Source organism: Ulvibacterium sp. (genome assembly GCF_028285715.1).
Taxonomy (GTDB): Bacteria; Bacteroidota; Bacteroidia; order Flavobacteriales; family Flavobacteriaceae; genus Ulvibacterium.
This window is the reverse complement of the sequence record NZ_JANQOO010000035.1, coordinates 779,429-803,006: the sequence shown is the minus strand read 5'-3', so window position 1 is coordinate 803,006 and position 23,578 is coordinate 779,429. Positions and strand designations below refer to the sequence as shown.

At 41.1% G+C, this 23,578-nt stretch carries 20 protein-coding genes; 14 read left to right on the top strand and 6 right to left on the bottom strand.

What is annotated here, in order from left to right:
• Positions 1–355 precede the first annotated feature (355 nt).
• The 3 genes from Q0993_RS21445 to Q0993_RS21435 all read right to left on the bottom strand — a co-directional run bounded on the left by Q0993_RS21445 (position 356) and on the right by Q0993_RS21435 (position 3,066).
• On the bottom strand, positions 356–964 hold the full coding sequence (locus Q0993_RS21445; RefSeq protein WP_299537355.1) for a hypothetical protein: 609 nt from the start codon (positions 962–964) through the stop codon (positions 356–358).
• 7 nt (positions 965–971) lie between these two features.
• Positions 972–2,438 carry a c-type cytochrome gene (locus Q0993_RS21440; protein ID WP_299537352.1) on the bottom strand — a complete coding sequence of 489 codons (1,467 nt, stop codon included), beginning with the start codon at positions 2,436–2,438 and terminating at the stop codon, positions 972–974.
• Between the two features lie 373 nt (positions 2,439–2,811).
• Entirely contained in the window at positions 2,812–3,066 is a 255-nt protein-coding gene (locus Q0993_RS21435; protein ID WP_299537350.1) for a hypothetical protein, read from the bottom strand.
• A 47-nt stretch (positions 3,067–3,113) separates the two neighbouring features.
• Between Q0993_RS21435 and Q0993_RS21430 the strand changes: the two genes are divergently transcribed.
• Complete coding sequence (locus Q0993_RS21430) at positions 3,114–5,216, top strand: translation factor GTPase family protein (RefSeq protein WP_299537348.1); 2,103 nt, start codon at positions 3,114–3,116, stop codon at positions 5,214–5,216.
• 16 nt (positions 5,217–5,232) lie between these two features.
• On the opposite strand, the gene Q0993_RS21425 is transcribed toward Q0993_RS21430, so the two are convergent.
• Positions 5,233–7,425: an amino acid permease gene (locus Q0993_RS21425; RefSeq protein WP_299537346.1), complete on the bottom strand. Its 2,193-nt coding sequence runs from the start codon at positions 7,423–7,425 to the stop codon at positions 5,233–5,235.
• A gap of 160 nt (positions 7,426–7,585) precedes the next feature.
• Here Q0993_RS21425 and Q0993_RS21420 point away from each other — a divergent pair, with 160 nt between their 5' ends.
• From Q0993_RS21420 to Q0993_RS21395, 6 genes are all read left to right on the top strand, one after another.
• On the top strand, positions 7,586–8,272 hold the full coding sequence (locus tag Q0993_RS21420) for a DUF1080 domain-containing protein (RefSeq protein ID WP_299537344.1): 687 nt from the start codon (positions 7,586–7,588) through the stop codon (positions 8,270–8,272).
• Positions 8,272–9,603, top strand: a complete 1,332-nt coding sequence (locus Q0993_RS21415) for a Gfo/Idh/MocA family oxidoreductase (protein WP_299537341.1) — start codon at positions 8,272–8,274, stop codon at positions 9,601–9,603. The genes Q0993_RS21420 and Q0993_RS21415 overlap by 1 nt, the downstream gene beginning before the upstream one ends.
• A gap of 19 nt (positions 9,604–9,622) precedes the next feature.
• On the top strand, positions 9,623–10,372 hold the full coding sequence (locus Q0993_RS21410; protein WP_299537338.1) for a DUF1080 domain-containing protein: 750 nt from the start codon (positions 9,623–9,625) through the stop codon (positions 10,370–10,372).
• Between the two features lie 215 nt (positions 10,373–10,587).
• Positions 10,588–12,141 carry a vitamin K epoxide reductase family protein gene (locus Q0993_RS21405; RefSeq protein ID WP_299537336.1) on the top strand — a complete coding sequence of 518 codons (1,554 nt, stop codon included), beginning with the start codon at positions 10,588–10,590 and terminating at the stop codon, positions 12,139–12,141.
• Positions 12,138–13,028 carry a DUF6734 family protein gene (locus tag Q0993_RS21400; RefSeq protein ID WP_299537334.1) on the top strand — a complete coding sequence of 297 codons (891 nt, stop codon included), beginning with the start codon at positions 12,138–12,140 and terminating at the stop codon, positions 13,026–13,028. The genes Q0993_RS21405 and Q0993_RS21400 overlap by 4 nt, the downstream gene beginning before the upstream one ends.
• Complete coding sequence (locus Q0993_RS21395; protein ID WP_299537332.1) at positions 13,025–13,651, top strand: hypothetical protein; 627 nt, start codon at positions 13,025–13,027, stop codon at positions 13,649–13,651. The genes Q0993_RS21400 and Q0993_RS21395 overlap by 4 nt, the downstream gene beginning before the upstream one ends.
• Positions 13,652–13,711: 60 nt before the next feature.
• Here Q0993_RS21395 and Q0993_RS21390 read toward each other — a convergent pair whose 3' ends face one another.
• Positions 13,712–13,867 (bottom strand): hypothetical protein, encoded by a 156-nt coding sequence (locus tag Q0993_RS21390; RefSeq protein WP_299537329.1) that lies wholly within the window; start codon positions 13,865–13,867, stop codon positions 13,712–13,714.
• 242 nt (positions 13,868–14,109) lie between these two features.
• On the opposite strand from Q0993_RS21390, the gene Q0993_RS21385 reads away from it, so the two are divergent.
• The 5 genes from Q0993_RS21385 (at position 14,110) to Q0993_RS21365 (ending at position 19,056) form a co-directional block, all read left to right on the top strand.
• Complete coding sequence (locus tag Q0993_RS21385) at positions 14,110–15,033, top strand: EamA family transporter (RefSeq protein WP_299537327.1); 924 nt, start codon at positions 14,110–14,112, stop codon at positions 15,031–15,033.
• 109 nt (positions 15,034–15,142) lie between these two features.
• On the top strand, positions 15,143–15,691 hold the full coding sequence (locus Q0993_RS21380) for a DUF4251 domain-containing protein (protein ID WP_299537325.1): 549 nt from the start codon (positions 15,143–15,145) through the stop codon (positions 15,689–15,691).
• Between the two features lie 388 nt (positions 15,692–16,079).
• Positions 16,080–16,898, top strand: coding sequence for an oxidoreductase (locus Q0993_RS21375; protein ID WP_299537323.1), 819 nt, complete (start codon positions 16,080–16,082; stop codon positions 16,896–16,898).
• A gap of 51 nt (positions 16,899–16,949) precedes the next feature.
• Positions 16,950–17,858 carry an AraC family transcriptional regulator gene (locus tag Q0993_RS21370; protein WP_299537320.1) on the top strand — a complete coding sequence of 303 codons (909 nt, stop codon included), beginning with the start codon at positions 16,950–16,952 and terminating at the stop codon, positions 17,856–17,858.
• An 88-nt stretch (positions 17,859–17,946) separates the two neighbouring features.
• Positions 17,947–19,056: an MBL fold metallo-hydrolase gene (locus Q0993_RS21365; RefSeq protein ID WP_299537318.1), complete on the top strand. Its 1,110-nt coding sequence runs from the start codon at positions 17,947–17,949 to the stop codon at positions 19,054–19,056.
• Positions 19,057–19,080: 24 nt separating this feature from the next.
• Here the strand turns inward: Q0993_RS21365 and Q0993_RS21360 are convergent, their stop codons facing one another.
• The gene (locus Q0993_RS21360; RefSeq protein ID WP_299537316.1) at positions 19,081–20,334 is read right to left on the bottom strand and encodes a hypothetical protein; all 1,254 of its coding nucleotides are present in this window, start codon (positions 20,332–20,334) and stop codon (positions 19,081–19,083) included.
• Positions 20,335–20,462: 128 nt separating this feature from the next.
• Here Q0993_RS21360 and Q0993_RS21355 point away from each other — a divergent pair, with 128 nt between their 5' ends.
• Positions 20,463–21,566, top strand: a complete 1,104-nt coding sequence (locus Q0993_RS21355) for a hypothetical protein (RefSeq protein ID WP_299537314.1) — start codon at positions 20,463–20,465, stop codon at positions 21,564–21,566.
• Positions 21,567–22,073: 507 nt separating this feature from the next.
• The gene (locus Q0993_RS21350) at positions 22,074–23,531 is read left to right on the top strand and encodes a hypothetical protein (RefSeq protein WP_299537312.1); all 1,458 of its coding nucleotides are present in this window, start codon (positions 22,074–22,076) and stop codon (positions 23,529–23,531) included.
• The last annotated feature ends 47 nt before the right edge of the window (positions 23,532–23,578 follow it).

The following is a 23,578-nucleotide window of genomic DNA, read 5'->3' as shown; positions in this document are numbered from 1 at the left end:
TTTTTTGATGATATAACCGGTCGGTATTCCAACCGAATCCTACTGTGAAATATATCTTGGGCCGTACTAAATGTTGATGTAACCTTTTCATTGGATGATTGCTTTTAGATTGACTTACAACTAATAGACGATCTAAAATATATTTTGTTACAGTACTATGTTATAAAAGGTACCATTTTATGTAAAATTAACATTTCCTTAGGATTATTTCAATAACAAAAACTATTTAAAGTAATGAAGATCAATGACTTGGTAAATAGTTTTATACAGCAAGAAAAAATAAAGGTTCCTAAAAGAAGAACGGGATAAAATAAAAATATATAGAATTAAATGATGAGGAAATCCAAGTAGAGATCTATTCTTCTTCCAGTGCTTCAATAAGCTCGTCGTAAGTCTCGATTTTGGTATAGAGTCTACCTCCCAAGTTAACGATTGGGGTTTCCAAGGAATCCAGGACAATGCTATTGGCAAGAGACCGATTCAACTGTTCGGCAATTTCCGGTTGTTCTCCTAACTCATAAAAAGTAAACTTGTAAGGTCCCTCGTTTAACGGATTGATCAAGCTATCACAATTGAGACAGCTTTTGGGAACGTATACCACAATCTGTTTTTTGGGCTTAATTTTTATTTTTTCTGCAGATTTCCGTAAGGCCCTTTTGGAAAGGCTATCGTTTACTTCCAAATCGTACGTATAGTTAGGTTTTTTGCCACGCATTAGGATAATGGTCTTCATATGCACTTTGGATATGGCAGGTACCCTGGTAAATCTAGGAGTGGCCCGACTTTGTCTGAAATTGGTTCCCGAAATCGTCAGTTTAACATCAAAAGCTTGATCGTTTTCGTTAACCGCATAAAAAGCAAGACGATTAGGTATTTCCTCAACTACAATTTTTATTTGTTGTTCTTGTGCGTAAGCCTTAAAAAGGACAAACAAACAAATTAAGAAGTACGGTGATCTTTTCATCTTGGCCTTACAATGTTTTTAAATATTCCAGGAGCGCCGCTCTATCGATATCGGTAAGTTCGTCTCCAAAAATATGTCCTTGATTACCATATCCAGTTAATGTAGTATCATAGGTATTTTTATCCACTTTGGAACTTTCAGTTGTGTAGTTCCATCCGACTTTTAATTGATTATAATCGGTATTATCATATGACCTGCTCCAATATTTTGGTCTGTTCGAACTATTCAGCACGTCTTCTAAAGTGGGTACCGACCCATTATGAAAATACGGCGCCGTGGCCCAGATTCCATCCAGTGGTGGAGCAATATACCCGCCTGCGGAAATAATTTCCAGAGGATTCGGGCTTGTTCCGAACCATCCCGTATTGAACCAGTCCATAAAATAATCATTTGTTGGGGAAGATAAGCTATAATGATTAGAAAGTTCCGGATCGGTCCCTACGGAATTTAACGAAACCATATAATTGGGATAGGTAGGGTTGCTCCCATAATTTCCATGACAACTGGAGCACTTATTCTCAAAAATAACCTTTCCCTCTTCGGCAAAAGTGGCATCTATGGCAAAAGGATATTCCGGCGGTTCCAAACTATAGATATAGGCCAAGACATCAACCACCCTCCCGTCAACTTCTTCGGCTTTAGCCTTATCCGTCAAGGTCAACAAGCTTGAACCGATAAAGGACTTACAAAAATCTCCACGTCCAATACCATGGTAAAACATGGCATTCTTCTTTTTGAGCAACCACCAAGCGGGTACATCCGTCGGAATAACCGCATTGTCAATTTCCACATAAGGTTCATCGGACCATTCCAAAGTGTTTTTATCCCTATGGGCAATCAATACCTGGGTAATCTTATCAGCCGGATTAACACCTCGTGTTTCGGTCTTAGTCTTCGGTCCAATGGCAACGATACTTTTTCTAAATTGATCATATGCGGCCCACTCATCACTCGTCTGTCCTCCGTACAAGAACGAAATGGCAGAATTCAAAAGGGTGATGTCGTCACTTCTATCAATTGTAAAATCGGTATCATGACTGCCCAGACCAATGATGAACTCATTGTTAATCCTTGCCGCATGGCATTGCATACAATTGGGACCAACAATACGCACGCCATTTGGAGCGGTGACCGCAGTATAATCAGGGGGAATAACCGCATTATCACCGGCTCTTCCCAAAAGGTTTGCATTGTTTTCCCCAAAACCCGTAAGAAAGGCATCATATGGAATTCCAGAACTCATATAATCACCGGAGATAAGATATTGATAACCTATGCTGGCATCGCCATTCCTTTGGGTTTGGACAGGAATCGCATTAACCTCTAGCACCGGTTCAGGTGTAGGATTGGGAGTCGGCGTCGGATTTTCTGTAGTATCAGGTTCCGGATTTGGATCAAAGGGCTCAATATTGTCATTGGAACATGAGTATAGTACACATAAAAAAACTAACAATATCGTTATGTGGTTTCTCATCAAAACAATCAATTTTTTCAATTTTGCAACACTAAGTGCAACGAATAAAACTACAAAAATAACCTGCCAAGGACAGTTCCATACTCCTATATTGCCTATTTAATCGACAAACGGCGTCGAATAAAGTAAATTTTAGATGACTTTTTGCACTGTATTTGGTATATTAGAGGTATATCATAATCCTGTTTCCTGTGGTTTGTAGTGTTGCTCACTTAATGTTTAGGCGGATTATTTATGCCATGCCGCAGGAAAGACAGGTGGAATCTATGCGACAGATATGCCAAACCATGGGTTAGGGAATCCAATAAGCACCCTAAAATGGGAAAAGCTTTACACGCTAAGTGCCGTCCAAGGAGAAGAAACGATACTAAGATTACCCCAAAAAAATAGATTCGATGGTGGCCATACTATGGATTGGTACCGTAAAATGGAAAACTATGCCCAAGTGCTTTTCCATGTAAGCAAAGAACTTCCATACCGAGGAAAATCTATGTTTTAGGGATTGGAAGGAAGATAAGGATTGACCCATGTGGATACTGGTGGCATTTCCAGGGCTTTGGGCGAGGCCATATGTTTTTAAGCTCAAAAGGGCTACAAGTTGAAAGCTAACAAAAGTCATGTTTTCCATATCCATACATTTTTAGTTTTATCAATTAAACCCATAAACCATCCGATATGAAGGTATACGACGACAAGCACATTAAGAACATAGTACTGGTTGGGGCCCACCAAAGTGGAAAGACTACCTTGGCGGAGACCATGCTTTTTGAGGCCGGACTAATTAACCGGCGAGGTACCGTTGAAAATCGAAATACAGTATCCGATCATCATGAAATAGAACACGAAAGAGGAACTTCGGTCTTTGCAACACCTTTACATACAGAATGGCGCAACTACAAGATAAACATCATAGATACCCCCGGGCTGGATGATTTTATTGGTGAAATTATTTCTTCCATTCGTGTGGCTGATACCATTGTCACGGTATTGAATGGACAACATGGTGTAGAAATTGGAACTGAGATTATATGGAACTACATCTCGGATTATCATAAGCCCACGGTCTTTGTCATAAACCAAATAGATCATGCGGGTATTGATTTTGAAGATAGTTTTAGGAGTGTGGTCGAATTGGTGGGTAAAAATGCCATAAAGATTCAATATCCTCTCAGGATAGATGGGGCCCAGTGCATAATCGATGTGTTAAAAATGAAGCTGTACAAGTTTCCTGAAGGTGGCGGCAAGCCGGAAAAACATCCTATTCCGGAAGATCAAAAAGAGTTGGCCGATCAACTGCACAATGAATTGGTGGAGAAGGCAGCTGAAAATGATGAAGAATTGATGGAACTGTTTTTTGAAAAAGGCACCTTGAACGAAGATGAAATGAGACAGGGCATTAAAGCCGGTATGCTAAATCACGAGTTGTTTCCCGTTTTCTGTGTTTCGGCACTGGAGGATATGGGAAGTGGTCGCCTTATGGGCTTCATCGACAATGTGGCGCCGGCGGCGGCGGACCTAAAACCGGAACAGACCTTGGAAGGCCGTGCCGTGGAACGAACCAATGAAGCCCCTACTTCTTTGTTTGTATTCAAGACGGTCTATCAACCAAATTTGGGACAGATTACCTTTTTTAAGGTTAAATCTGGTAATATTAGCGTCAACGAAAAGTTGATGAATGCAAGAAATGGGGAAACGGAGGTTCTTCACCAACTTTTTATCATGGATGGCAAAAAACGGGAGCCCGTCTCCCGTCTGGTTGTAGGGGATATAGGGGCCACTTTGCGGTTAAAGTATACCGAGACAAACGACACATTACATGAAGTCGGAAACCCTATCACCATTCGGCCAATCGCCTATCCCGAATCCCGAACACGCAAGGCGGTTTCTGCAGTAAAGCGAAACGAGGAGGAGAAACTTACGGATGCCTTGCGGAAAATCAATAGCCAAGACCCAACAGCGATAATCTCCTATTCCCGAGAGCTAAAACAACAGATACTGGGATGTCAGGGCGAATTGCATTTGGCTACGATTGATTGGACCTTAAAAAACATTTATGATGTGGAGGCCATGTTTGAAAAGCCAAGAATAGCCTACAGGGAAACCATTCAACGGGCTGCCACAGCCAATTACAGGCATAAAAAGCAATCTGGTGGAGCCGGGCAATTTGCCCAAGTGCATTTAAAGATAGAACCTTATATCGAGGGAATGCCTGAGCCTCAAGGTTTCAATATTCGGGGCAAGGAAGAGGAAGAGCTCCCATGGGGAGGCAAGCTGATCTTCTACAATTGTATTGTGGGAGGAGTTATCGATTTGAGGTACCTACCTTCAATAAAAAAAGGGATACAGGAGACCATGGAATCCGGCCCATTGACCGGAAGCTATGTAACGGATATCCGAGTTATGGTGTACGATGGTAAGATGCACTCGGTAGATTCCAATGATATCTCTTTCAAAATTGCCGGGGCCCATGCCTTTAAAGAGGCTTTTTTGAATGCCAAACCCAAGTTGTTGGAACCTATTCGTGAATTGACCATTAAGGTCCCCGAAGATATGGTGGGCAATGTCATGACCGATTTACAATCACGAAGGGCCGTCATATTGGGAATTGACAGTGAAGATCGTTATCAAATCCTAAAATGTAATGCGCCGGAAGCCGAGCTCTATGGGTATTCAACAAGTTTACGTTCCCTAACCCAGGGCAAGGCAACTTTTACCTCTGTATTTTCGTCGTTTCAATCTGTTCCGACCAATGTGCAGAAACAATTGGTGAGTTCATAAGGCAAGTGAAAAAGTTTTAGGCCAAGATACTCTCATGCCCGGAATCCTTTACAAATAAACAGGAGCTCTCGGTTTTTTGGGTCATTTCCTTTACAAACTCAAAAGGAAGATCGGCATGCATACCGAAAATATTCAGGTCGGCGTTTGGTGCTTTTCCCACGACGTCCTTGAACTTTCCAACATGGATTTCGGTCAGTGTCTCAGGTAGCCGGGCCAAATTGATAAGGGAATTCAGAAACTCCTTGGCATTTTTATACTCATTTTGGTCTTTGACCACGGTTATTAAACGGATTTGAGCCTGCCAATTTCTTTTTAATTTATACGCTATGAGCGTGGAAAGATCCAAATTTCCGATATCCCAACCCAAGCTCCAATTTCCTTCGCGGTCACTGACCCATACATTGATCGTATTACGTTGGCCCAGCAGTGCCGTGGGATGCGCCTGGAATAGTAGCACACCTACTTCCAAGCGAATACATTCCTTGATTATCGGTCGCAACTCGGTTTCATAGTTGTCATGTTGCTGCAAATTCAAAAAAACGATATTAGGCCTAAAAAAAGCACCGCGTAGTGCTTGGTTCCCATAGTTTACGCCTTGGGCAAAATCATTGGCATGGATTACGGTCCAGGAGGAGAACACTCCTTTTTTATAAAATGCTTCGGACAATTGGGATATCTCATCCGTGAAATGATTATTGTCCGTAAAAGGTGCGACGCCCAAAAGTTTAATAGATCCCTTGGGTCGGGCAATATTTCGTAAGAACTGAAAATTGCCTTTGGCACCCTTAACATCGCGTATGGGAACCATTAAATTAGGCTTCCAAGCCCGTTGCTGCATACTTTTCATGCCCCAGGTATGTTTGGCCGCCCATTCCGCAAAGGAGACGAACAGTCCGGAACGCATGTCCTCAAATGGTGTTTCCAAATTCTGACGCGATAAGAACCAATAGACAACAAAGACAATACTAATGGATATAAGGCTTATGGTAGGGTTAATAATAAACATGGCCAATACCGAGGATGACAGTCCCAACCATGGAACCCATTTATGGATTTTGAAAATGGGACGATAACTGATCAATCCTAAGTTCTGTTCTATGATGACCACAATATTGATCATGGCGTAAGTAATCAAGAAAAACAGGGTAACCAAAGGCGCTACCGCATTTAAATCGCGCAACAACATGGTGGCGAAAATCATAATACCCGTTACGATCATGGCATTTCTAGGCTGCCCATTGGCACTTTGGCCCGCTAAAAATTTGGCATATGGCAATACACGGTGCTCACCCATGGCAAACAAAATACGCGACGAACCAACAATGGAGGCCAGAGCCGAAGAAAAAGTGGCCCCTAATATTCCCGCAATGACCAAAGGCCCTACATAAGCCTTCTCGATAATAATATTATAATTGGAAATGAGTTCCTCCTCCGATGCCGATCGTGCCAACCAAAATGCGAGGCCCATATAGATGACAAAACTTACCCCTATGGCCCATAAGGTACCCAGAGGAATACTTCTCTTTGGGTTTTTAAGCTCTCCGGACATGTTGGCCCCGGCCATAATTCCAGTAGAAGCCGGAAAGAAAACTGCGAATACGATCCAGAAATCACTGCCAGAAAATCCATTTTCCGGCGAACCTCTAAAAGTTCCCCAACGGATAGCCTCTTCCGTTGAAAGATACATGGAACCATAATAGGCCGCTATTACGATGGAAATCAATGACAGAACAATCACCAACATTATAAAAAATTGGGTTTTTATGGCAAGATCGGCACTGATGTAGGCGATGGCAATCAAGACCATAAAAACAATGATATCCACCAGGAAAGCACTGTGTCCAGGGAAAATACCCAACCAACCTTCCCGGAATCCAAAAATATACATGGTGACCGCCAACCCTTGGGAAATATACCTTGGAATACCCAGGCTACCACCGACTTCCAAACCCAGGGCCTGTGAGATAATCGCATAGGCGCCTCCTGCACCTATCCGTATATTCGTTGTAATGGCTGACATGGACAAGGCGGTGGTCAATGTAATGGTAAAGGATACCAAGATTATCAGCCATGCCCCCAATAGTCCAGCGTTCCCGACTACCCATCCCATTCTGAGGTACATAATTACTCCTAAAATGGTGAGCAGGGTAGGGGTGAAAACCCCTCCAAAAGTCCCAAATTTTTTAAGCTGTTGGTCTTGGTTTTTCATGTGGCCAACTAAAAATAGTTCTTATTTTGGAGAATACAAGCCGTTTTTTAAGCTTCATTTCTTTAGGATAACCCGGTTCGTAAAGAAAATTACATATAAAATGAAATAAATTTTCCAGAAAGTAATATCTTCAACAGAAAATCATTTTGAATCCAATGATATGAAAAACCTTCTTATCATTTGCTGGATTTTATGGAGTGTGCAACATATTGCCGCACAAAATTCAATATCCCTTTTTAACGGGAAGGATTTAGAGGGTTGGCACATTGATATTCCGGTTATGGATAGCGTCTCAGATGCAAAAAACCCATTTGTAATACGGGATGGACTGCTGGTAAGTCTTGGCAGCCCGGGAGGTCATCTAATAAGCGATGCGGAATATGAAAACTTTCGACTGGAGGTGGCGTACAGATTTGCCGCAGAACCTGGGAATTGTGGAGTATTGGTTTTTGCATCGACGCCACGAGCTCTGTACAAAATGTTCCCAAAATCCATAGAAGTTCAAATGATGCATGAGAATGCCGGGGATTTCTGGTGTATCGTGGAGGATATAAAGGTAGACAACATGCTTGCGCGGCGAGGACCCAAGGAGGAATGGGGCATAACGGAAGGAAAAAAGCGACGGATACTTAATCTTACCAATGGTTCCGAAAACCCTGTTGGAGAGTGGAACTCCATGCGGATAGAATGTTTGGAAAACAAGATAAAAGTTTGGGTCAATGGGGATTTGGTCAATTATGGCTATGGTGCCACTGCACGCAAAGGTCGGATTGCACTTCAGGCCGAAGGCTCTGAAGTTGAATTTAGAAAAGTTGAACTGACACCAATCAATAAATTGAGTGAATAATGGATGAGTACAAGAATACGAAGGGTACATTAAAAAAAACGGACCCAACTTCCGGGCGCAGAACTTTTTTGAAAACATCGGGATTGGCCGTTGTAGGAAGTTCGTTGACCTATCCCTCTAATGTTTTGGGGGCCATCGGGTCATTTGAGGAAAAAACCTTAAAAGTGGGGCTTATTGGTTGTGGGGGACGTGGTACAGGAGCCGCTGCACAGGCGTTGCAGGCCGATGAAAACGTAGTTCTTCATGCCATGGGCGATGTTTTTGAAGATCGTCTGGAAACTTCCCATACTGAACTGCTGAAGGTAGTAGGGGATAAGGTAAAAGTGGAAAAAGCGAATAGGTTTATCGGTTTTGATGCCTATCAAAAAGTAATCGACTCCAGTGTAGATGTGGTACTGCTGACTACACCTCCGGCATTTAGGCCGGGTCATTTAGCGGCCGCCATTGCTGCGGGCAAGCATGCTTTTTGTGAAAAACCGGTAGCCGTGGATGCACCGGGCGTACGGGAAGTGATTGCCGCTGCCGAAAAGGCCAAGGAAAAAAACCTATCCATCGTTTCGGGATTTACCTATCGCTTCGGTTTTGGTAATAGGGCTGCCTTTGACCAAATTCTAAACGGGGCCATAGGTGATATCAGAACGGTCACCACCTTCCGATTCGGGGGTGAACTGTGGTATAAGGAACGGCAACCAGATTGGACCGAAATGATGTATAATATGCGTAACTGGTACTATTACAATTGGTTATCCGGTGATTTTATTGTGGAGCAAGCTGTTCATAGCCTAGATTTAATGTCATGGGCCATGGGCGATGAAATGCCCTTAAAGGCCATTGGAACAGGAGGTAGGCAAGTAAGGACGGACAAACGTTATGGCAATATCTACGACCATTTTGCCGTAGAGTTTGAATATGCCAATGGAGCTAAGGGATACCATTTTACGAGGCAGCAATCGGACACGGCTACACGGAATACCATAGAGGTATTCGGTACCCAGGGCACCGCTATGATCCAACCCGGTAGAAAGTACCAAATTAATGCACCCGGAACTTGGCGTTTTGAGGGGGAGGAGAATAATATGTACCAGACACAACACAATGAGCTTTTTGAGGCCATACGCAAGGATAAACCCATAAACGATGGTAAACGTATGGCAAACAGTAGTCTTTTGGCCATTTGGGCACGAAACGCCGGGTATACCGGAAAGGAAATCTCATGGGAACAAACCTATAATTCTAATGAATCCCTAGGTCCCAAATTAGAGGAATACCATTGGGATTTGGTATGGCCCAGTCCATCAATTGCTGTTCCAGGAAAAACAAAGATTCTTTAAATCGACTAAATACACGTTAATGAAGCCTTCTTTTTTATTGGGCCTATTGCTCACGTTTATCTGCGTACCTCATACCCAAGGCCAGGAAAGTACTATACAATTTGGTTCCGAAATAGAATTTGATGTCCTCCTTACCGATACGAAAGCAAAGGAAAGTTCCCTAAACTGGATTAATGTAAATACGGATAAGGATACTTGGAGAACGGAGGATAACTTACTTATTTGCACTGGTAAACCCATAGGAGTTATGCGATCTGAAAAACAATACGAGAATTTTGTTCTTCAGATAGAATGGCGCCATATGGAACCCGGTGGGAACTCAGGCGTCTTCGTTTGGAGCGATGCCCTGCCTGATCCAAAATCCCGATTACCAGGCGGGGTAGAGGTACAGATGTTGGAACTGGATTGGGTAAATCTGAATACGCGTAACGGCAAAAAACCGCCTATTGCCTACGTACATGGGGAACTCTTTGGTGTGGGAGGCGTAAAGACCATACCGGACAATCCCAGAGGGGAACGCAGCAAATCCATAGAGAATAGGGCAAAAGGTAAGGAGGAGTGGAATTCCTATACCGTAGTTTGTGTAGATGGAACCATTAAACTATCGGTCAACGGAAAATTTGTAAACGGCATTAGCAAATCCACTATTAAAAAAGGATATCTATGTTTGGAGTCCGAAGGTGCCGAAATTCATTTTAAAAACCTAAGAATTGTTGAATTGCCAATTGGAGTGACTTCCCAGAATCAAATGGCAAAAATAGTAGAATAAGCTAGATCTAAATACCCTTCCTTTTTCCTGAACCTTCGTTAGTCTCTCTTCAAAAAAAGCGAAACCTGTTATTCACTTATATTCTTCGTTTTTTGTGAGTAAAATCTTATAATATTTATTATTTTTATCCTACTGTACAACAGTCCCAATAGCCCTTAAAATAGGGCCATTTTGTCGCAAGCATTTATTTAACAGAACTCTAACAAATTGAAATCATGGACAAAACACTTTTCCATGCTTTGGTTTCCTACTTCAAAGCAGAAAAAATAAAGGTTTCGCATAACGAATTGGAACTTCAACTTTTTAGTCACCCGCATACACCTTCGCTGTATGCCGTTTCTGAAACTTTAAACTTTCTTAATATAAACAACGTAGCCGCACAAATTGACCAAAATCAAATCAGCGAGCTTCCCGAAAACTTCTTGGCTTTCCTGGAGGATCCGGAAAAAGGGCCCTATTTCTCCCATGTACGGCAAAATGGGAGTAAAGTATATCTTAATTCAAGCAAGGTAGGTATAACGAAGGAGGAATTTGGGAAGAAATGGAACGGCATCATACTGCTGGCTGAGCAGGAAAAGAACACCACGACAGCCAAGAGCAAATGGCTGACCTGGTCGGTAATCCCGCTGGCCCTGTTATTCGCCCTAATTCTTTGGCCCAATATTTATGCGTTTGCTTTTTTTATGATAGGCCTGGTAGGACTTTTTATTTCCAATGAAATCTTTGAGACCTCCCAAGATAGAAGTTCAAACTTTGGAAAGAAAATATGCGGTCAGGAGGAGGAAAGCGGTTGCAACAAAATTCTTAAATCCCAAAATTATAACATAGGCCCATTTTCGCTTAACGATCTGTTGTTCGCTTTCCTATTATCAACGATGGGTCTTTTGCTTTTAAATGATGGTTTTGTCAATGCTCATCTTATAATTTATCTCGTTGCCCTGTTATTTGTCGTATCAACACTAGTAATTCAGGCTTTCATCCTAAAAACGTGGTGTAGGTTGTGTTTGCTATCAAGTAGTGTCATCATTGCTCAGGCACTACTAATTCTTGCCCGGTCTTTTCCCCTTAAAATAACAATTTCAGATAGCGTTGCCTTCCTATTAAAGGATGGAATGGTATTGGGACTTCTTTTTACGATTGCACTTTTGATTATCAATAATTTTAGAAAACTCAAATCCCAGAACTATACGTTAAGTCTTAAACACATAGAGCTACTTCAGTTTAAACGATCCCCGGAAACTATAAATAGAGCACTAATGGACACTAAGGAATTAGCCACCACTTCCGGGGCGGAACAATTGATTTTCGGAAATCCAAAGGTTTCTCCAATAATCGTTTTGGTACTTTCTACCTCATGTGGATATTGTAAGAAAGCATTCGAAAAGTTTCTTGACCTGTATCATAGGAATGGTGATGAAAACAGCTTCAAATTAGTCTTCAATCATTATGATGAAACATCCTCAAAACGTAATGATGTTGCGGCCACCATGGTCAATTGCTACCGAACGTATGGGCAAGATAAATTCCTAGAAATGATGAACGACTGGTTTCAACATAGAAACACCGACCAATTCTTAGCGGAACATGTCTCCGAATTTACCGATGAGGATTATCAAGTATTGGCGGAGCATAGGGAATGGTGTAAAAAGAATGAACTTTTCTATACACCAATTTTGATCGTTAGCAACAAGCTTATACCGCATTATTATGATGCCACTTTTCTGGATGACATTTTGGAGGCCGTTGATTCTGAGCAGGACCGGTTATGAAGTTTGTCCAATCCTTTTGGTCGAAACCCTTTTTTGATGATGACTTCAAAAACAATTGGAATTTTAGGCACCACGGAGGCTTTCCAAATGCGTTTTTATTTTATTGTGCATGGTCGTACAGTTGCCTTTCCATAAAAAAACACTATTCCAACCTTCACCTGGTTACGGACGATAGCGGTATTGAAGTTTTTAAAAACTTCCTAAAATTGCCATATGATTCTTTTTCCAATGCGCTCAACGATTTAAAAGATTATCATAAAGGTGCATGGGCCCTGGGGAAGCTATATACCTATAGGTTACAAAAAGAGCCTTTCTGTCATCTTGATGGGGACGTTTTTCTGTTTGGAAAAGTACTAGGTCCGGTACTTGAGGGTCCGTTGTTTTGTCAGAGCTATGATAATAACCAACATCAATATTCGGAGATTCATCCTTATGTACATCAACATTTTGAAAACGTTCCTACCGAATTCGAAGCCAAGCTTTCAGATACTATAAAATATGTCAATGTAGGCATAGTGGGAGGGAGCGCCCTAGATTTGTTCCAAGCGTACACATCCAAGGCCTTTGAACTTATTGATAATAATCAGGATAAGTTGGATGATATCAATACCGGGTTGTTCAACCTATACTATGAGCAATTTCTTTTGAGTAATATGATAAATGCACAAAAATTGACTTTTGCATCACTTTACCCCAAACCAAATGACAACAAAGCCTACAATTTTGCTGCTTTTCATCATATTCCCCATAAATCCCGATACGTTCATTTGATAAGCCATCTCAAAAAAACCTCCGAGTACTTAGAACAGGTTGTAATCCGTTTAAGGTTGGAATTTCCAGAGTATTACACACGTTTAAGGGATTACTGCCAAAAAACGGCGCCATGAAAACAAGAAAGAATTTTTTGGATTGGGTCAGTGCAAAGGAACTTATCATGGAAAACGAGATGGACCAACCTAAGTTTTATGCAATTCACGAGCAAAAATATGTATATGGGGTCTTGTCCGAAATCATCAAAAGTAATCCGGGGGTTAAGGCTTTTGTTGAAGATTTCGGGAGTTTAGAAAATCAACGTTATGACATAGTGAACAAACGGCCCATACAGGATGAGTATGTTATATCCCAAGCAGGGAGAGCTATTGATTTTTGTGCCCAATCGGATACTAAAAAGCGGAAAAGTTCTTTTCTGGTCAATCCAGAACTTACCAATTATCTAGTACATAGCACTTTTTTATGGAACAATATCGAAAATGAAGACCTCAAGGCCATACCTACGTATTACTTGATGATACCAACTATTCTAGATGTAGCCCCAAAAGAAATATGTTTAACCCAATTAAACGCATTACTTCTGGATATAAAGGATTATGGGGAAGTGTTTACGTACGGGGAGCTTTTGGAATCGGTAGCTGGAGCTATGGATTATGAAGAAAAGGAACTGGACAAGCTATTATTGGATTTTGTGACGGCCCAAGTCCTGTATTATCAAACACTTTTCCCCATCATATAAAAAGTTCAAAGCTGCAACAGCAGTCTTTGAACTTTAACCGATCTAAACTTCTAAACTATCTTACGGACAGCAACATGCACTTGGATTTACATTGGCACAATAATAGGCGCCACAATAGTACTCAGGATAACAGAACCAGGCTCCTCCCTTGACTTTCTTCATTTGGGATCCCTCCATTTCCTGATTTTTGAGATTTGTTAAACTCAACTTTTTCATGACATATAATATTTTGTTCCCCGCTATTTCAATCTTGAGGCTTTGGGGATGAGGCCTTTACAGTATAAATATAAAAATTTTATATGTATATTCCTACAATATATTAAGTAATTACTTATTTTAACAGTTTCCTGCGGGCTCTTAGGAAATTATAGAAATCCATTCTCATTTGGTCCTTACAGCGGTAGTAATTGAAAAGTAATCCGTACTATTGTACAGAATTAGACTATAGCTGTGTTCTTATGGCCCAGTCCAGACAAACTACCCTAATCCTTTTGTCCTTCTTTTCGATATATGTCATTTGGGGTTCCACCTATTTGCTCAATAAAATGGCCGTTGCGGAATTACCGCCATTTATGCTTGCTTCCGTACGGTTTACCCTAGCGGGAATACTGGTATTTATCATAGCCAAATCCATGGGTATCTCCTTGCGCATTACCAAAAGGCAACTAAAGAACGTGACCATTGCCGGTTTCCTGTTTCTTAGTTTCGGAAATGGAACAGTAGTTTGGGCCTTAAAATATGTGGATAGTGGGTTTGCTGCCCTGGAAATATCTGCACAGCCTTTGGTAATTTTATTGATGATGTGGCTACTTCAAGGGAAAAAAATTAAACCCATGTCCTTGGTAGGGGTTGTTCTGGGCATCATCGGCATATACTTGTTGGTAAGCCAAAAAACTATCATTCAAAAGGAGCATTCCCTTTTGGGTATTTGCATGATTTTCGCGGCGATGCTGTCCTGGGCCTATGGCAGCCTTTTTGTGGGCAAAGCGGAATTGCCTTCCAATTTCTTTGTGAACACGGGATATCAGATGTTTACGGGGGGGTTACTATTGGCTGTAATAAGCTTGGTTTTTGGGGAAACCTGGACATCGCCATTGAATTGGGGAACCCAGGTTCAATTGGCCATGATTTTGTTGATACTATTTGGGAGTATCATTGCCTTTACTTCCTTTAATTATTTGCTCAAAGTGGTTTCTCCGGAGAAGGTGGCTACCAATACCTATGTAAATCCAATCGTGGCACTGATTTTGGGATGGTATATTTTGGATGAACGAATTACGATTCAATCCATGATTGCCGCAGTTGTTCTGCTAACCGGCGTTTATTTCATCAATACCAGCAAACAGAAAGTAAGGAGCCCTAATTTTTTTAGAAAAGGCTGACCCAAAATCCATTTACCCATCTATCATATTCAAAGATTTTAAGAAAACTTTAGAATTGGATATCCCGGATTGTTAGTATCTTAAGTAGAACATTTCAAATACATAAATCATGAAACTTAAAATAGGAATTGGTCTTTTTCTTCTTATGATATGGGCGTGTGGAAGCTCGTCAAAAACTATGGAGCCCACCGTAGAAAGCAAGAAACTAGATGAGATGGTGGACCAAAAATCCTTTGAAATCGTTTCTGAATGGGCCATGCCCATGATGACCAATAGCATAAACAGCATTGGCAATGCTGGACTTTTCCCTCCAGGAAGTGCTGGCAGCCGTATTACGCTTATAGGGAATCCCAATTACTTGAGGGTTCTTGGGGATAGTGTTTCCGCCTATTTGCCATATTATGGGGAGCGGCAAATGGGAGGAGGTTATAATAACACCAATACGGCCATAAAATTTAATGGGATTCCGAAGGATTTTGAAATAACCAAAGATGGGAAAGATAATAGTTATGATGTAAGTTTTGAAATAAATGATAAGATGGAAAACTATAATGTAAATCTGAAATTATTTCGGAATTTAACGGGCAGTATAAACGTAAACAGTTCCCAGCGATTTCAAATTCGCTATAGTGGTGATATCGCTGCCATCGCAGAATAACGATCTTTTGTTTGTTCCAGAGCGGTAATGTGTTTCAATGGGTGTAAGTCCATAGAGTGAATGACGCTTCTTTCCGATAATTATGGGGTAGTATTTCTTTTGAGTTTTCAAAACTTTTTATACTGCTTTTGGCCTTTACATTTTGAAAGGCAATGGTGTATAGGTTTCAAAAGGGTTTAAAATGGTATCAGGGAGATAATGCTATACGCCGGATAACTTTGATAAAAAGCTTTAAATCCAAGGCCTAGTCCCTTCTCCATCCATAATACAGTATTCCGTATTTCAGAATCCGTAAAATGTATACGCCATTCTGTAAAATGTTTCATTTTTGATATACCCGCATTCTTACTTTTGACATCACAATCCAAAGGGAATAAAACCGAAAGTGATGAAAAAAGTAATTCTAATAACCGGAGCGTCTTCAGGGATAGGCAAAGATGCCGCATTACATTTAATTAAAGAAGGACATTTGGTCTACGGGGCGGCACGACGTATGGAACCCATGAAGGATATTGAAAATGCCGGTGGCCGGGCCATTCAAATGGATATAACCGACAGAACACAGGTAAAAGAGGCAGTGGCCCAAATTATCAAAAATGCAGGTAGGATAGATGTTCTGTTCAACAATGCAGGGTATGCCGTATATGGTGCCGTAGAAACCGTTTCCCTAGAGGATGCAAAAAGGCAATTTGATGTAAACTTATTTGGATTGGCTGGTATTACAAAGGAAGTATTGCCCTTTATGCGGAAGCAAAAAAGTGGGCTTATCATCAACACTTCCTCCATGGGCGGAAAAATGTATACCCCCTTGGGCGCTTGGTATCATGCCACTAAACATGCCTTGGAAGGCTGGAGCGATTGTCTCCGTCTGGAACTGGCCCAATTCAACATCAATGTGGTAATTATAGAACCGGGTGCTATCAATACAGAATTCGGCGACGTAATGTATCAACCCATGATGGAACGTGCTCAAAGCACTCCATACGAGACCATGAGCAACAAATTGGCCAAGGCCACTATGGATATGTATGAAAAAGGAGACGGCTCGTCACCTTCCGTAATTACCGCTTTGGTCTCTAGGGCCATTCGGGCCAAAAGGCCAAAAACACGATATAGAGCTGGAAAATTTGCAAAACCGATGGTTTGGATACGGACATATCTCGGTGATAGAATTTTTGACAAGGTAGTTCTAAGCCAAATAAAATAGGAGGGGAGTCTGGCTATATTTTTGCCAATAAAAATCTCTAATTTTAAGCCAATGAACAAAATCATTACCATTAGCTCCATCAGCCAGGCCCATCAATTGTTGGGTCTGCAACCCCCGAAACATCCATTGGTTTCCCTAATCAATATTAAGGACCTTCCCCTGGACACGGATTTTGGGGACGTACGATTTATGTTGGAGTTGTATATGGTATCCTTAAAGGACGGCGTCTCGGGCTCAATGGGTTATGGAAGGAATTCCTATGATTTTACCAACGGCACAATGATTTTTAGCAAACCGGATCAGGTCCTATTTACAGAATCCAAGGAGATTGAGGATGATGCCAAAGGCTGGATGCTTCTGTTCCATCCGGACCTAATCCGAAGATCCGAGCTTGGCAAACAAATGGATTCCTATTCCTATTTTTCGTACAACGTCCATGAAGCACTACACTTATCGGAAGATGAAAAATCGACCTTAACGGATTTGGTACGAAAAATTGACATGGAGTACAATCAAAATATCGATAAACACAGTCAGAAATTAATTGTCTCCAATATTAATTTGCTGCTTGATTATTGTACTAGATACTACGATCGTCAATTCTATGTGCGCGCAAATCTGAATCAAGACCTAATTTCCAATTTTGATCATCTTTTAAAGGACTATTTTAACAGCGAAAAACCGGTTGAATTGGGCCTCCCTACGGTACAGTACTGTGGAATGCAGTTGCATATGTCCCCTAATTATTTAGGCGACCTGTTAAAAAAGGAAACGGGCAAAACGGCTAAGGATCATATCCACTCCTATGTCATCAACCGGGCCAAAAACAAACTATTGGGGACTACCGAATCTATTAGTGAAATTGCCTTTGACCTAGGGTTCGATTATCCCCAGCACTTTAGTAAGCTGTTCAAAAAGAAAACGGGCATGAGTCCGGCAAAATATAGAACCTTGAACTGATCAATACGGCATCGCAGTCAAAAGCGCCATGTATTAAAAAACATAAAATATTGCACCACTGAAAACATTATTTAAACACTTGAAAAGAATGTTACTATTCCTAGGGACTTTAATTTTAACTGCAATTCTTGGCTATCTAGCCTTTGTCAAATTCTATCCAGCCTTTGGGGGAGACGTATCGGCATCCCTCAAAAAACAATATGAAAAATCAAAGAATTTCAAAAATGGGCAGTTTGTAAACAAAAAGGACGTCCCGGAGGATTTGAGTTTTACGGAAACGCTTAAATTAGCGCGAAAGTTTTTCTTTACCAAGGTTCCGAATGGTAGCCCGCAAGAGGATATCTCCGTACATAAAGTAGATTCTGTTGATGTCGCGGATTTTAAGGATGGTACACGTCTAATTTGGTTTGGGCATTCAGCATTTTTATTACAAATCGACAATAAGACTCTTTTAATCGATCCTATGTTCGGAAAAGTAGCTGCGCCCCACGATTTGTTGGGGGCGAATCGATTTAACTCGGAAATGCCCATTGAAATCGAAAAACTGCCCAAAATAGATGCAGTGCTCATTTCCCATGACCATTATGACCATTTGGATTACAAATCCATAAAAGGACTAAAAGATAAGGTAGGAATGTTTTATATGCCTTTAGGAGTAGGGGTTCATCTTGAGACCTGGGGTATAGAAAAAGAGCGAATTTCCGAACTGGATTGGTGGCAGGATGTAAAGTTTAAGGGACTGACCTTTACCTGTACCCCGGCACAACATTTTTCGGGTCGAAAATTCAACAACCGACAGAGTACGTTATGGAGTTCATGGGTAATCCAATCCCATTCCAAATCTATTTTTTTTAGTGGTGATAGTGGTTATGGACCACATTTCAAAGAGATTGGGGACACCTTTGGACCATTTGATTTTGCCATGGTAGAATGTGGCCAGTACAATAAAATGTGGCCGGACATCCATATGTTTCCCGAAGAAACGGCCCAAGTGGGTTTAGACCTTAATGCCAAATTGCTAATGCCCATCCACTGGGGTGCTTTTAAATTGGCCTTACACGATTGGACGGATCCCGTAGAGCGAGTAGTCAAAAAAGCAAAAGAGCTCAATGTCAATTTGGTGACTCCAGAAATTGGCGAATCCATTTTCCTCGAGCATTTGAATAGCTCACCGAAGTGGTGGAAGAATCAAATCTAAGTTATCCAGGAGAATCAAATGGATTTATTCGAAATCATCTTCAAGGGCCACCGTATTGCCGGACAAGTCGGTAAGTTTGGTATAGGACACGGCGCCGGCTCCCAAAAATCGATATCGAATACCTGCAATGGTCCCCATGGATTCATTGTATTCCCCGGTAAACAATTGTTCGTCTCCCAAGAAAACCCTCAGCCTTTTATTCCTTACTACAATTTTAAAATCCCGGGTGACGGACAGATCTACACCTAGGCCGGATAGATCATGTTCTTTTCCACCGACATACACATCGCTCATCATTACCCCAATTTCGGACACACAACCGGGAATGGAGAATTCAACGATTATGGCGCTCTTTGTTCCTAAAACAATAATGGAAGCATTTTGGCAAACGGCCCACTTCTCCCGATAGGTATTTCTCATAGAGGTGGTAAGCACAAAATTATCCCCGGAAATCGGGGTAAAATCATTTACCCTATGAAATGTAGTGGAAAAATGCCGTTCGCTTGATGCTATTTCCTCCAATATGGATGGAGAAAAGGAAAGTGAACCTTTTCGTATACTGTCTTCGGGGATATATTTAGGAATTGGGGTGTAATCTAAAGTCCCCAACCAACCCTCAGTTTTGATAAAAAGATCATGTTGTTTAAGAACTGTGCCATCTACCAAAAGTTTGGCTCGGAAATACCCTGGGAAATAATACTGCCCTGTGGCCTGTTTTTGTCCTGGTCTTAACCGTATGGTTTTTGTGGGATCCCAATATTGCTGTATATGGATACTATCCGATTGGATACCATTAAGATCTAGGTCAAAAACCACTGAATTAGGCAGACCACTCGTGATAGGTCGGCTGGTGAATCCTATTTTTGAAATATCGATAGTATCCACACCGTCTTTAGAACCTTTTAAGGAATACAATGAAATAAAGGCAAGGGTCATAATGGATGCACCTAACATGATAATTCCTAAATTGGGGCTCACTTTTTGGGAAAACCAGGAAGGCTTTTTCGCTGTCGTCGCATTTTTAAAATCCCTCCAATTATGGAAACCGGCAAATTGGGCCAGCGTATTCAAGGTGGTAATACTTGGGGCACTTTGATAATTCACCCTGCCCCATACACGCTTTAAGGTTGTTGGACTTAACAAAACCTGTGTGTGTTTTTGAATTTGTTCACTTAGCTCGGTGAACATATCATTATGCCACTCACTAGAGGCGCCCCAACCTAGATTATCCTCAATCCGTCGTAAACATCGCTGTATCAATTGGTATTCTGGAAACATTTGCTATGGCATATGCTACAAAGGTCATAAAAAAATAAGATCTGAATAGGAATGAACCAACTTGAACCAATTTGTTTTTCCCACATGGGCCGGGTTTTGGAATTTCGAGAAATCAAAATATGAATGCAATGATGAATAGGCTATTTAATATCGGTTTAGTGTTATTTACGATTAATCTTGGGTTATCCCAAAAAACAATTCCCTTGGATACCCTTCATTGGGATATCAATGCGAAATCTTATGTACTCGAGAACTTTAAAGGACAGGAAGCCATATATCTTAAAGAAGGGTCCATGATCTTAAAGGATGTCTCCTTTTTGAACGGAACTATCGAGTATGATATTTTTTTAAAGGATGCACCTGCATTTCCAGGGGTATATTTTAGGATAAACGATTCTGATTCGGAACACTTTTACTTACGCCCCCATCAATCAGGTAATCCTGATGCCAATCAAGCTATCCCTTCAACCAAGGGAATAACGCCATGGCAGCTTTATTTTGGCCCCAAATATTCCTTTCCCTATACCTATGCCTATGATGATTGGACCCACGTAAAAATAGTAGTAGATGGGGATAGGGCCCAGGTATACCTGAATCATAGCGAACAGCCCAATCTTTCTTGGCGATTATTTCATAAAGCAAAGGAAGGGGAAATCCAGTTTACCGGTGGAGGTGCCAAAGCCCTCCATATTGCGAATATCACCATTGACAGGGAAAACCATGAAATCACTGATTTTAAACCCATAGAAAGAAAGCCGATTGAGGGTTTGGTACCGCAATGGGAGATATCTGATAAGTTCGAGGAAAAACTGATTCAGGACCAAACAGCCTTTAAAACAGTAATCGATAGTCGAACCTGGGGCAAAAAAATTAATGTAGAGGAAGGTACCGCTGCCAATATATCAAGACAGGTACAATTGTACGATGACAATCCCGGAAACACCGTTTTTGCCAAAATCACCATTACATCGGACAAAGATCAAATCAAACTGTTTGAATTTGGATATAGCGATAGGGTAGTGGTCATTCTAAATGAAATACCCGTATACCGGGGAACCAATAGGTTTCGCTCCAGGGATTACCGCTATCTGGGTACCGTAGGTCTTTTCGATGCGGTATACTTAAACCTTAAAAAGGGAAAAAACACATTATTGTTGGCTGTGTCCGAGGACTTTGGCGGATGGTTGGTTACGGGAAGATTTTCAAATCCTTCTGGAATCAGAACAAAATAAATAAAATCTTAAACTGCACAGTGTAAATGGATTAAAAAATACATGTTGACACAAATCTTCCCCGCTTTGTTTCTAAAAATCCACACTGTGCGGTGCTTTGGATTCCAGAATTTGAAATATTGAAGTAGTCGGCTTCTGGAAAAATAAACACTAAAGAAAACTAATCCTCTGGGTTCATCCTTAAAGACTCTACATGTATTCTATGATTTTATGCTATTTGAGGGAAAATCCGGATGCGTTGAATTCGGTACAGCGCATTCCTAAAGTTTTGCGTAGTCCTTTTTTTTAAAAGTTGAGTGGAAACGCTTCAAAGAAACTAAAAACAAGGAAAGGATAAAGTCCACATCTAGGTTGGGCTGACCTAGAGCTTCATTTTCACTCTTTTTGAATCGAAAAACCCTGATCGTACAATTCACTACATAGATTGTCCAACTCATTACATTTCATTTTTCCGGAACAAGAATCTGCCCCATCTTTGATTCATCATCAATCAAAAAACGAACAATCATGATCAATTTATCCAAAATTTTCCTCGGCATGCTATTACAATTTTTAGCACTTCTTTTTTTCATAAATACCGGAGAGGTACATGCACAAAAGCATTATACTTCCGTCAACGTAAACAAGAACAAAGGAAAAACCACCGTTTCCATCAAAAATGGTAATAAAAAAAGTTTTTCCTTGGAATATGAAGGTGAGATTACCTTATCGGATGACGACAAAGACATCGTAGCCATTTCAAGAGGTGGCTATATGGAAGTGAAAAAATCGGCATTCGGTAATCGGCGGCGTATTTTTATGGAACCCGACACCAATGGAAAACTCATAAAAAAGTATTATGTGGGCAGCTCCGAGAAAAACTTCGAATCCGAAGGAAAAAAATGGCTGGCCGAAATACTTCCGGAAATAGTTCGTTCGTCCACATTGGGCGCAAAACAACGGGTAGAGCGGTTCTATGAAAAGGGCGGCACCGGTGCCGTACTCCAAGAAGTGGGATATATGCATAGCGACCATGTTAAATCCAAATACATTAGGCTTTTATTGGACAAAAACCCAAATAGCGGTGATTTAATTGCCATACTCAAGGTGGTTGGAAATGATATAAGCTCTGATCATCACAAGGCCGAAATTCTTAAACGCAAAACAAAGGCGTTTTTGTCAACGGACGCTACAAGCGCTGCTTATATCAATGCAACCGGTAAAATTAGTTCCGATCACCATAAGGCGGAAGTACTCAAAAAATCGATTCGCGATGGTTCTATTTCCGAAGCTAGGATGAAATCCCTTTTTGCGATTACCGAAGATATCAGTTCCGACCATCATAAGGCACAGGTACTATTAACGGTATTGAAGAACCGGTCCCTTAATACGGACAATATCAACATACTGATCAATACTTCAAGAAGTATCAATTCCGACCATCATAAAGAACAGGTTTTAAAAGCCGCGCTTAAAACCCCTGGACTTTCCAAGAGTGGTTATAGAACGCTTCTTGAATCCATATCCGGTATTAGTTCCGATCATCACAGCGCAAATGTTTTTTCGACCTTATTGGATAAAAAACTGGACGACACATCTTTGGCGGAAGTATTCCGATTGACCGATCGAACTATGAGTTCCGACCATCACAAGGCCCAGGTCTTGAAAAAGGCAGTTCAAAGACAGAACATTGAAGATGGCAATTTGGAGGCGCTACTTTCGGCTTTAAAGGGGATGAGTTCTGATATGCATCAAGGGGTGGTGTTCAAAGAGTTGTCAAAGAAAAGTTTTAGCTCCGATCAATTAATACATATTCTCACCGCTACCAAAAGTATGGGCTCTGACCATCATCAATCCGCAGCCTTGGTAGCGTATGCTCCTGCAGTACGGGACAAGGGAGATGCCGCTAAGGAAGCCTATAGAGCTGCCTGTGCAAGTATCTCATCAGAGTTGCATTATGGAAAAGCTATTCGTGCCATTCAATAATTTGAGCCTTTACTTCTACTACCTGAATACTCCTATTACAAAACCGT